Source organism: Micromonospora sp. KC723 (assembly GCF_004348595.1).
Classification (GTDB): domain Bacteria; phylum Actinomycetota; class Actinomycetes; order Mycobacteriales; family Micromonosporaceae; genus Micromonospora.
The window spans coordinates 1-652 of record NZ_SMKD01000289.1 but is presented as its reverse complement, the minus strand read 5'-3'; the positions used below and the strand labels follow the sequence as shown (position 1 = coordinate 652).

1 protein-coding gene and 1 pseudogene are annotated in these 652 nt (G+C 73.2%); both read right to left on the bottom strand.

Going from position 1 to position 652, the window contains the following annotated elements; all coding sequences use genetic code 11:
• Positions 1-407: hypothetical protein (locus tag E1165_RS28695; protein ID WP_207917075.1), on the bottom strand; the 407-nt coding region annotated here is incomplete at its 3' end.
• A gap of 102 nt (positions 408-509) precedes the next feature.
• Positions 510-652, bottom strand: a pseudogene (locus E1165_RS28690) (lipoate--protein ligase B); the annotation flags it as partial.

Here is a 652-nt window from a genome sequence, read left to right as displayed (position 1 = left end):
CGCCGCAGCCCGCCCACCGCGGTCGCCGCCACCACGACCGTCGCCCAACAAGCGATCAGGAACACCGTCTCCGTCCGGGTGGCTGGCGGGGTAGCGCCCCACAGCATGCGAACCGGCTGTGCCGCGGCGGCGACGGTACCGAGGCTGGCGGCGGCGACCGCCCGCGCACCCGGTGCCCACCGGACCGCCACCTGCACCAGCAGGGCCAGTGCCAGCAGCTCGATCAGCACAAAGGCGCCGGAGAGCCTGGCGACAGCTCCGGTGTGAGCTGCGGTCGCCGCCAGCGACACGGTCGCGACGGCACACGCTGCCAGCCCGCGCCGGCGGTACCGGCGCCACCGGGCCCCGGGCAACGCCAGCGTCAGCGTCGCCACCAGCGCGGAAACGAAAACGATCACTACCGTCACACCACGACGGTAGGCCACCGCAGCGACGCGTGTACCTCCGTCCAAAGACAGATCCCGCTGGGCCGGCGGTCGCCGTCGGAGAGGAGTGACTTCGAGTCGGGCTCAGGCGAGCAGGGTCGGCAGGTGCCGCTCGACCACCGGGAGCACCTCGGCGACGGTGACCGGGCGGCCCAGTTCGGCGGTGAGCGAGGTGACCCCGGCGTCCCGGATGCCGCAGGGCACGATCCGGTCGAAGTAGGTCAGGT